General features: G+C 64.0%; 9 protein-coding genes. 8 read left to right on the top strand and 1 reads right to left on the bottom strand.

The genetic code is table 11. The annotated features are described in order from the left end of the window. Window positions 1-139: 139 nt before the first annotated feature. Window positions 140-1,159, top strand: a complete 1,020-nt coding sequence (locus HP546_RS20390; protein WP_172228811.1) for an alpha/beta hydrolase — start codon at window positions 140-142, stop codon at window positions 1,157-1,159. Window positions 1,160-1,317: 158 nt separating this feature from the next. Here the strand turns inward: HP546_RS20390 and HP546_RS20385 are convergent, their stop codons facing one another. Further along, a complete protein-coding gene (locus HP546_RS20385; protein WP_172228809.1) occupies window positions 1,318-1,611 on the bottom strand; it encodes a DUF1330 domain-containing protein in 294 nt (97 codons plus the stop codon). A 78-nt stretch (window positions 1,612-1,689) separates the two neighbouring features. On the opposite strand from HP546_RS20385, the gene ribBA reads away from it, so the two are divergent. The 7 genes from ribBA to HP546_RS20350 all read left to right on the top strand — a co-directional run. After that, window positions 1,690-2,811, top strand: coding sequence for a bifunctional 3,4-dihydroxy-2-butanone-4-phosphate synthase/GTP cyclohydrolase II (gene ribBA / locus HP546_RS20380; protein WP_172228807.1), 1,122 nt, complete (start codon window positions 1,690-1,692; stop codon window positions 2,809-2,811). Between the two features lie 215 nt (window positions 2,812-3,026). Continuing rightward, entirely contained in the window at window positions 3,027-4,052 is a 1,026-nt protein-coding gene (locus HP546_RS20375) for an ABC transporter substrate-binding protein (protein ID WP_172228805.1), read from the top strand. After that, window positions 4,049-4,966, top strand: coding sequence for an ABC transporter permease (locus HP546_RS20370; protein ID WP_172228804.1), 918 nt, complete (start codon window positions 4,049-4,051; stop codon window positions 4,964-4,966). The genes HP546_RS20375 and HP546_RS20370 overlap by 4 nt, the downstream gene beginning before the upstream one ends. 6 nt (window positions 4,967-4,972) lie before the next feature. Continuing rightward, window positions 4,973-5,782 (top strand): ABC transporter permease, encoded by an 810-nt coding sequence (locus HP546_RS20365; RefSeq protein ID WP_172228802.1) that lies wholly within the window; start codon window positions 4,973-4,975, stop codon window positions 5,780-5,782. A gap of 19 nt (window positions 5,783-5,801) precedes the next feature. Next, complete coding sequence (locus tag HP546_RS20360) at window positions 5,802-6,950, top strand: ABC transporter ATP-binding protein (RefSeq protein WP_172228800.1); 1,149 nt, start codon at window positions 5,802-5,804, stop codon at window positions 6,948-6,950. 280 nt (window positions 6,951-7,230) lie between these two features. Further along, window positions 7,231-8,538, top strand: coding sequence for a substrate-binding domain-containing protein (locus HP546_RS20355; protein WP_172228798.1), 1,308 nt, complete (start codon window positions 7,231-7,233; stop codon window positions 8,536-8,538). A gap of 186 nt (window positions 8,539-8,724) precedes the next feature. After that, the coding region (locus HP546_RS20350; protein ID WP_172228796.1) for a TerC/Alx family metal homeostasis membrane protein at window positions 8,725-9,465 on the top strand (741 nt) is incomplete at its 3' end.

Raw genomic sequence — 9,465 nt, 5'->3', positions numbered from 1 at the left:
CTCATGGTGACAGTCAAACGCTTAATAGCCGCTTTTTCCCGCAAGTGCATCTGCCTAATCTACGCACAAGTCGCAGCGATGGCCCTGTAGGCCAGGCAAGACGCCCACTTTCAATACTTGCATGAAAAAGGATTCGCTCATGAACATTGTCCACAAAACCCTTACCGCTTCCCTTCTGGCCCTGTCCGTTTCCAGCGCCTTCGCCGCTGGCAGCCCAGGTGTGGAACAACACACCCAGGCCTTCCTCGAAGCCCTGGAACATGGGGGTGGCAAGCCGCTGGAACAACTCAGCCCGAAAGACGCCCGGGCAGTGCTGACGGGTGCCCAGGCTTCGGTCAAGGTCGACCTTTCTGGTATCGAGGTGAAAGAACACACCATCCAGGCCAACGGTGAGTCGATCAAGCTGCAAGTAGTGCGCCCGGCCAATGTGAAGGGTGACTTGCCGGTGTTCATGTTCTTTCACGGCGGCGGTTGGGTGCTTGGCGACTTCCCGACCCATCAGCGGCTGATTCGCGATCTGGTGGTCGGCTCTGGGGCGGTAGCGGTCTATGTGGACTACACCCTGTCGCCGGAAGCGCACTACCCCACGGCGATCAACCAGGCTTACGCGGCGACCCAGTGGGTAGCCGAGCACGGTAAGGAGATCGGCGTGGACGGCAAACGCCTGGCGGTGGCCGGCAACAGCGTCGGCGGCAACATGGCGGCGGTAGTGGCGCTGAAGGCCAAAGAGGCGGGCACCCCGGCCTTGCGCTTCCAGCTGCTGCTGTGGCCGGTAACCGATGCCAGCTTCGAGACTGCATCGTACAAGCAGTTTGCCGAAGGGCACTTCCTGACTACCGGGATGATGAAGTGGTTCTGGGACAGCTACACCACGGATGCCAAGGCGCGGGAACAGATCTACGCCTCGCCGCTGCGGGCCAGCAGTGCACAGTTGAAAGGCTTGCCGCCGGCGCTGGTGCAAACGGCAGAGTTCGATGTGCTGCGCGATGAGGGTGAGGCGTATGCCCGCAAGTTGAATGCAGCGGGCGTGACGGTGACCTCGGTACGGTACAACGGGATGATTCATGACTATGGGCTGCTCAACCCGTTGAGCCAGGTGCCGGCCGTGAAGGTGGCGATGCGTCAGGCCGCCACGGAGCTGAAAGTACACCTTCAATAACTGTATCTACCCATGCGGCACCGCCATAAACAGGTCTGGCCCTTTCGCGGGTGAATCGGATCGCCGCACCGCCGCTCCCACAGGTTTTGCGTCGCCCACAAGGCTACGCGCTACCTGTGGGAGCCGGCTTGCCGGCGATAGGGCCTTCAGCCATTACCTCAGGGCTCGAACCCTTCGACGATGATCACCTCGGCCTTCGCCACCCCTCGCCGATGGCTGCACGCTTCCTGGTACAACTCGGACTGGTAACACGCCACCGCCTGCTCGTACGAATCGAACTCGATCACCACGCTACGCTGAGGGGTAGGCCGCCCTTCCATCGCCTCGCTGCGCCCGCCACGGGCCAGGAAGCGCCCGCCGAATGCCTTGAACGCAGCCGGGGCGCGCTGGGTGTACTGCTGATATTGCTCGGGGTCGGTCACGTCCACATGGGCGATCCAATAGGCCTTCATGCGCGGGTCTCCTGCTACGGCGATAATTGTGTATGATGGTATACCATAATAATCACCCCACCACAGTGAGCGTGCAACATGGCTTTCAACACCATCGAGGAACTTCTCGAGGACTACCGGCAAGGCAAGATGGTCCTGCTGGTGGATGACGAAGACCGGGAAAACGAAGGCGACCTGCTGATCGCCGCCGAGCGCTGCGACGCCCAGGCCATCAATTTCATGGCCCGCGAAGCGCGCGGCCTGATCTGCCTGACCCTGACCGATGATCACTGCCAACGCCTGGGCCTGGAGCAGATGGTCCCGGCCAACGGCAGCGTGTTCAGCACCGCGTTTACCGTGTCGATCGAAGCCGCCAGCGGCGTCACCACTGGCATTTCTGCCGCCGACCGGGCGCGCACCGTCGCCGCTGCCATGGCCCGCGACGCCCGCCCCGAACACCTGGTGCAACCCGGCCACATCTTCCCCCTGCGCGCCCGCGAAGGCGGCGTGCTGACCCGTGCCGGCCACACCGAAGCGGGTTGCGACCTGGCGCGCCTGGCCGGCTTCAGCCCGGCGTCGGTGATCGTCGAAGTGCTCAACGACGACGGCACCATGGCCCGCCGCCCTGACCTGGAAGTGTTCGCCGCCCGGCATGGTATCAAGATCGGCACCATCGCCGACCTGATCCACTACCGCCTGAGCACCGAGCAGACCATCAAGCGCATTGGCGAACGTGAGCTGCCGACCGTGCATGGCACTTTCCGCCTGGTTACCTATGAGGACCGCATCGAAGGGGGCGTGCACATGGCCATGGTCATGGGCGACATCCGCCGCGAGCAGCCGACGTTGGTGCGGGTTCACGTGATCGACCCGCTGCGCGACCTGGTGGGTGCCGAATATGCCGGCCCGGCCAACTGGACTCTATGGGCGGCGCTGCAGAAGGTGGCCGCAGAAGGTACCGGCGTGGTGGTGATCCTGGCCAACCACGAATCTTCCCAGGCATTGCTGGAGCGCGTGCCGCACCTGACCCAGCCGGTGCGGCCTTACCAGCGAGGGCAGTCGAAGGTGTATTCGGAAGTGGGCACCGGGGCGCAGATTCTGCAGGACCTGGGCGTGGGCAAGTTGCGCCATCTGGGGCCACCGCTGAAATACGCAGGACTCGCTGGATATGAGCTGGAGGTGGTGCAGAGCATTCCGTTCGAGCCCGCGATCCCGGACTGAGCGCCCTGCAGGGACGGAGTGATGGCCGGTCGCCTCGTCCCTCTTGCGAAAAGTTTGGAATACCATAATATGATATCCCGTAGACCTTAGATTTTCTGGCCGGCACCTACAATCACAGACGGCCCCACGACACTTTGTTTTAGCTGCTCCCCGAATACTGTTGGCGGGCGCACCCCAGCCCCGCCTCGAATAACAAAAGCAACGAGGGCGTAACCATGCTGTTGAGCAAACGTGTAACCGCAGTGCTGTCCGCCAGCCTGCTGACCCTGGCATGCCAGGCCGCCCAGGCCGCCGACAGCCTCAACTTCGTCAGCTGGGGCGGTACCACCCAGGACGCCCAGAAAGAAGCATGGGCCGTACCCTTCACCAAGGCCACCGACATCAAGGTCGTCCAGGACGGCCCCACCGACTACGGCAAGCTCAAGGCCATGGTCGAAAGCGGCAACGTGCAGTGGGACGTGGTCGACGTGGAAGCCGACTTTGCCCTGCGCGCCGCCAGCGAAGGCCTGCTCGAACCCCTGGACTTCAACCAGATCAAGCGCGACAAGATCGACCCGCGGTTCGTCTCCGACCATGGCGTCGGCTCGTTCTTCTTCTCCTTCGTGCTCGGCTACAACGAAGGCAAGCTGGGCGCCAACAAGCCGGTCGACTGGACCGCGCTGTTCGACACCAAGACCTACCCCGGCAAGCGCGCCCTGTACAAATGGCCCAGCCCCGGCGTGCTGGAACTGGCCCTGCTGGCCGACGGCGTAACGCCCGACAAGCTCTACCCGCTGGACCTGGACCGCGCCTTCAAGAAGCTCGACACCATCAAGAAAGACATCGTCTGGTGGGGCGGTGGCGCCCAGTCGCAGCAACTGCTGGCCTCGGGTGAAGCCTCGCTCGGCCAGTTCTGGAACGGCCGCGTCTACGCCCTGCAGCAAGATGGCGCCCCGGTGGGCGTGAGCTGGAAGCAGAACCTGGTCATGGCCGACTTCCTGGTCATTCCCAAGGGCGCCAAAAACAAGGACGCGGCAATGAAGTTCCTGGCCAATGCCAGCAGTGCCGAAGGCCAGGCCGAGTTCGCCAACAAGACAGCCTATGCGCCGGTGAACGTGGACAGCGTGGCCAAGCTGGACAAAGACCTCGCCCCCAACCTGCCGACCGCCTACGCCCAGGACCAGGTCACCCTGGACTTCGCCTACTGGGCCAAGAACGGCCAGGCCATCGCCGCGCGCTGGAATGAGTGGTTGGTCAAATGAAAGTCGCCATCAACGCCCTGCATAACGCGCAAGGTGCCCCCAGCGGCACCGGCGCCCCGGGAACGGCCCCTCGCCGCGTCAGCCTGAGCCAGCGCTGGAAAGGCAGCCGCAACCTGCTGCCGGCACTGCTGTTCCTGGGACTGTTCTTCTTCGCCCCGCTGGTCAGTCTGTTGCTGCGCGGGGTATTGGAACCCACGCCAGGGCTGGGCAATTACGAGCAGCTGTTCGCCAACTCGGCCTACGCACGGGTGCTGTTCAACACCTTCTCGGTGGCCGGCGTGGTCACCCTGATCAGTGTGCTGCTGGGCTTCCCGCTGGCCTGGGCCATCACCCTGGTGCCCAAGGGCTGGGGCCGCTGGCTGCTGAACATCGTGCTGCTGTCGATGTGGACGAGCCTGCTGGCACGCACCTATTCGTGGCTGGTGCTGCTGCAAAGCTCGGGGGTGATCAACAAGGCGTTGATGGCAATGGGCATCATCGATGCGCCGCTGGAAATGGTGCACAACCTGACCGGCGTGGTGATCGGCATGAGCTACATCATGATCCCGTTCATCGTGCTGCCGCTGCAGGCGACCATGCACGCGATCGACCCGATGGTGCTGCAGGCCGGCTCCATCTGTGGCGCCAGCCCGTGGACCAATTTCTGGAAGGTGTTCCTGCCGCTGTGCCGTTCGGGGCTGTTCTCCGGGGCGCTGATGGTGTTCGTGATGTCGCTCGGTTACTACGTCACCCCGGCGCTGCTGGGCGGTGCGCAGAACATGATGCTGCCCGAATTCATCATCCAGCAGGTGCAGTCGTTCCTTAACTGGGGCCTGGCCAGCGCCGCTGCCGCACTGTTGGTGTTGATCACCCTGGTGCTTTTCTACCTGTACCTGAAGCTGCAGCCGGAATCCCCGGTCGGCAACGCGAGGTAAACCACCATGCTCCTGTCTCCCAATGCCATGGGCCGCCCGCTGCGTACCGGCCTGTACCTGACCACCGGGGTCATCGCGGCCTTCCTGCTGCTGCCGGTGGTGTTCATCGTGTTGCTGTCGTTCGGCTCGTCGCAATGGCTGGTGTTCCCGCCGCCGGGCTGGACCTTCAAATGGTACGGCCAGTTCTTCTCCAACCCGGAGTGGATGGACGCCGCACTGGCCAGCCTGAAAGTGGCCGTGCTGACCACCATCGCCGCCGTGCTGCTGGGCCTGCCCAGCGCGTTCGCCTTGGTGCGTGGCCGCTTCCCCGGCCGCGAGCTGCTGTACGGGCTGTTCACCATGCCGATGATTGTGCCGCTGGTGATCATCGCGGTGGCGGTGTACGCGCTGTTCCTCAAGCTCGGCTACACCGGCACGCTGTTCGCTTTTGTGGTCAGCCACGTGATCGTCGCCCTGCCCTTCACCATCATCTCGATCATCAACTCGCTGAAGCTGTTCGACCAGTCGATCGAAGATGCTGCGGTGATCTGCGGCGCTTCGCGGTTGCAGGCGATCTTCAAGGTGACATTCCCGGCCATTCGCCCGGGCATGATCGCCGGCGGCCTGTTCGCCTTCCTGGTGTCGTGGGATGAGGTGGTGCTGAGCGTGATGATGGCCAGCCCCGACCTGCAGACCCTGCCTGTGAAGATGTGGACCACCCTGCGCCAGGACCTGAGCCCGGTCATCGCCGTGGCCTCGACCCTGCTGATCGGCCTGTCGCTGCTTGTCATGTTCATTGCCGCCGCCTTGCGCCGGCGCACCGAAGTCAACGCCTGAGCGCGCGGAGAAAACAACAATGAGTGCAGTGATCAACGACAACGCGCACGGCAAGACCCTGGTCAGCCTGCGCGGCCTGAACAAGCACTACGGCGACTTTGCCGCCGTGGACAACCTCGACCTGGAGATCCAGGACGGCGAGTTCCTGACCTTCCTGGGTTCCAGCGGCTCGGGCAAATCCACCACCCTGTCGATGCTGGCCGGTTTCGAAACCCCCAGCAGCGGCGAGATTTTGGTAGAGGGCCAGTCGCTGGTGAACGTGCCGCCACACAAGCGTGATATCGGCATGGTGTTCCAGCGCTATTCGCTGTTCCCGCACCTGAACGTGCGCGACAACATCGCGTTCCCCCTGGCTATCCGCAAGCTGAGCAGCGCCGAGACCAACAAGCGTGTCGAGGCGATGCTCAAGCTGGTGCAGCTGGACAAGTTCGCCCACCGCAAGCCCGCGCAAATGTCCGGCGGCCAGCAGCAGCGCGTGGCGATTGCCCGGGCCCTGGTGTACGAGCCGCGCATCCTGCTGATGGACGAACCGCTCGGCGCGCTGGACAAGAAGCTGCGTGAAGACCTGCAGGACGAACTGCGCCAACTGCACCGCCGGCTGGGCATCACCATCGTCTACGTCACCCACGACCAGGAAGAAGCCATGCGCCTGTCCCAGCGCATCGCCATCTTCAGCCACGGCAAGATCGTTGGCCTGGGCACTGGCTACGACTTGTACCAGAACCCGCCGAATGCCTTCGTGGCCTCGTTCCTGGGCAACTCCAACTTCCTGCGGATCAAGGCCAGCAGCAATGGCGCGGGCAGCTTCGAGGGCCAATCGGTGGCCATTCGCCTGACCGCAGGCCTGGCCGCTGCGCAGGATGCCCTGATCATGGTGCGCCCGGAAAAGGCCTTGGCCCTGACCGTCGAACAGGCGGCGCGCGAGCCGCTGCCGGCGGGTTGGAACGAGGTCAGTGCCAAGGTGGGCGAGGTGCTGTTCCTGGGTGAGAGCCAGACCTGCCATGTGGTGACTGCGGGCGGTACCGAGCTGACGGTGAAGGCGCTGTCGGCTGCGGGGATGCCGATGCAGCCGGGCGATAGCGTGAAGGTGCGCTGGGCGGTGGCGGATGCCTGCATTTATACCGAATGGGCCGAGAGTGACCTGAGCAAATCGGCCGGGGCGCATTGAGATCGCCGGGGCCGCCTTGCGGCCCTATCGCCGGCAAGCCAGCTCCCACAGGAGTAGCGCATGGCTGCTATTCCTGCTGCCTCATCGCTGGCAAGCCAGCTCCCACAGTGTAGCGCATGGCTGAAGGGTAATGCGGTCGAGGTGGGAGCTGGCTTGCCGGCGATAGGGCTGCGCAGCAGCCCCACTAACGCCACTGACGGGCATCAGGCCAAGCCGTCACATTATCATCACGCGACTGTCGTAATCTGCCGGCCAACTCTATGCCACAGGGCCACCCGACATGCCCCGCCTGCTTGTCTTGCTGCTCACCCTGATACCGCTAGCGACCTTGGCCGAACCCAGCCATTTGCGCGTGCAAGGCTCCAACACCATCGGCGCAGCGCTGTTGCCTGCCCTCGTGCAAGGGCAACTCCGGGCGCAACAAGCCACTGCCATCGAACAGCAGCCAGGCAAGCTGGCCAACGAAACCGTGATCACCGCGCGCGATGCGCTTGGGCAGCCGATGCGCATCGATATCGCCGCCCACGGTTCCAGCACCGGCTTCGTCGCCCTCGGCCGTGGCGAGGCCGACCTGGCGGCCGCCTCGCGGCCGGTCAATGACCGCGAAGCACGCCAGCTGCGGGCCCTGGGCGACCTGCGCGCAGCGGCCGCCGAACAAGTCATCGGCCTGGATGGGGTGGCAGTCATCGTCCACCCCGACAACCCGCTGCCGCAACTCACCACAAGGCAACTGGCGCAGATTTTCTCTGGGCAGATCCAGCGCTGGGAGCAATTGGGCATCGCCGGCGGGGCTATTCATCTGTACGCCCGTGACGATCGTTCCGGCACTTATGAAACCTTCAAGGCGCTGGTGCTGGAGCCTCAGCATGAGGAACTTTCGGCCGTGGCACGGCGTTTCGAGTCCAGCGACGATCTGGCTGCAGGGGTGAGCACCGACCGCCAGGCCATCGGCTTCAGCAGCCTGGCCGCAGTGCACGGGGCCAAGGTACTGGCGGTAGCCGAAGGCGACGCGCCGGCCATGTTGCCGCAGCGGGCGCTGGTGGCCAGCGAGGACTACCCGCTGTCGCGGCGCCTGTATTTCTACCTGCCAGCCAACCCCAGGCCGCAGGCCAAGGCCCTGGCCGAGTTTGCCCAGAGCCCCGCAGGCCAGGCGATCGTCGCCCAGCATGGCTTCGTTTCGCAGCAGATAAAGGCGCAGCCTGTGCCGCCCCAGGCCAGCATGCCGCCGCGCTATCGCACCCTGGCGCAACAGGCGCAGCGTTTGAGTGTGAACTTCCGCTTCCAGGAAGGCAGTGCCAGCCTCGACAACAAGGCGCTGCGTGACGTGCAGCGGGTCGCCGAGTACCTGCGCCAGGCCGGCAAACTGCAGAGCAAGACCGTGCTGGTGGGGTTTGGCGACCCCAAGGAAACACCCGGCCGCGCCGCCCTGCTCTCGCGCCTGCGCGCCCAGGCAGTGCGCCGCGAACTGGCACGCGATGGTGTGGCCGTACTGGAGGTGACAGGCATGGGCGATGAGCTGCCGGTCGCCGGGAATGAATTGGAGCAAGGGCGACTGCGCAACCGGCGGGTCGAAGTGTGGGTGTACTGATTTACAAGCCTGCGCACATTCCTGTGTAGGAGCGGCCTGGCAAAGAAATGTAACAGCTCCCCATTCGGCATCATCGGCAAACGGGTCTAGGCTCAAGCTCATGTGATACCGGGCCCCTCTGACGGCTGCCACGCCGTGATGTCGGATCACTGTTGCCATGCAACGTCGACATTCAAGGAGGGGCTCATGACAGCTCTGCAGGCATTCCTCACCACCCCGTTTCTCGGTACCAGCGCCTGGTTGTGGCTGGTGTTCATGGCCATCGTCGTCGGTTTGCTGGTGCTCGACCTGGGCGTGCTGCACCGCCAGGACCGGGAAATCGAAATGCGCGAAAGCCTGCTGCTGTATTCGGGCTATTTCAGCGTCGGCGTGCTGTTCGGCGCCGGAGTGTGGTATCAGCTCGGGGCGCAGTCGGCGCTGGAGTTCTACACCGGTTTCCTGGTCGAACAGTCGCTGTCGATGGACAACGTGTTCGTCATGGCGATGATCTTCAGCTACTTCGCCATCCCCCGCCGCTACCAGCACCGGGTCCTGTTCTGGGGCATCCTCGGCGTCGTGTTCCTGCGGGCGATCATGATTGGTGTAGGCGCTGCGCTGGTGCAGAATTTTGCCTGGGTGCTGTACATCTTCGGCGCCTTCCTGCTGTTTACCGGGGTGAAAATGGCGCTGTCGAAGGAAGACAGCCACCCGGACCTGGCCAACAACCCGATCCTGAAGTTCGTGCGCCGGCACATGCGGGTCACCGACCAGATACACGGCTCGCACTTCTTCGTGCGCCAGACGCCGCCCGGGCACAGCAAGGCGCTGCGCTATGCCACCCCACTGTTCCTGGCGCTGGTGCTGATCGAGCTGGCCGACCTGGTGTTCGCCGTCGACAGCGTCCCGGCGATCTTCGCCATTACCCAGGACCCGTTCATCGTCTATACC

This window comes from Pseudomonas sp. CM25, assembly GCF_013179705.1.
Classification (GTDB): Bacteria; Pseudomonadota; Gammaproteobacteria; order Pseudomonadales; family Pseudomonadaceae; genus Aquipseudomonas.
This window is presented reverse-complemented; position numbering and strand designations above follow the sequence as displayed.

What these genes read in the sequence shown, in the direction of transcription:
- HP546_RS20390 (WP_172228811.1), top strand. Translation starts at nt 140, where the DNA reads ATGAACATTGTCCACAAAACCCTTACCGCTTCCCTTCTGGCCCTGTCC.
- HP546_RS20385 (WP_172228809.1), bottom strand. Translation starts at nt 1,611, where the DNA reads ATGAAGGCCTATTGGATCGCCCATGTGGACGTGACCGACCCCGAGCAA.
- ribBA (WP_172228807.1), top strand. Translation starts at nt 1,690, where the DNA reads ATGGCTTTCAACACCATCGAGGAACTTCTCGAGGACTACCGGCAAGGC.
- HP546_RS20375 (WP_172228805.1), top strand. Translation starts at nt 3,027, where the DNA reads ATGCTGTTGAGCAAACGTGTAACCGCAGTGCTGTCCGCCAGCCTGCTG.
- HP546_RS20370 (WP_172228804.1), top strand. Translation starts at nt 4,049, where the DNA reads ATGAAAGTCGCCATCAACGCCCTGCATAACGCGCAAGGTGCCCCCAGC.
- HP546_RS20365 (WP_172228802.1), top strand. Translation starts at nt 4,973, where the DNA reads ATGCTCCTGTCTCCCAATGCCATGGGCCGCCCGCTGCGTACCGGCCTG.
- HP546_RS20360 (WP_172228800.1), top strand. Translation starts at nt 5,802, where the DNA reads ATGAGTGCAGTGATCAACGACAACGCGCACGGCAAGACCCTGGTCAGC.
- HP546_RS20355 (WP_172228798.1), top strand. Translation starts at nt 7,231, where the DNA reads ATGCCCCGCCTGCTTGTCTTGCTGCTCACCCTGATACCGCTAGCGACC.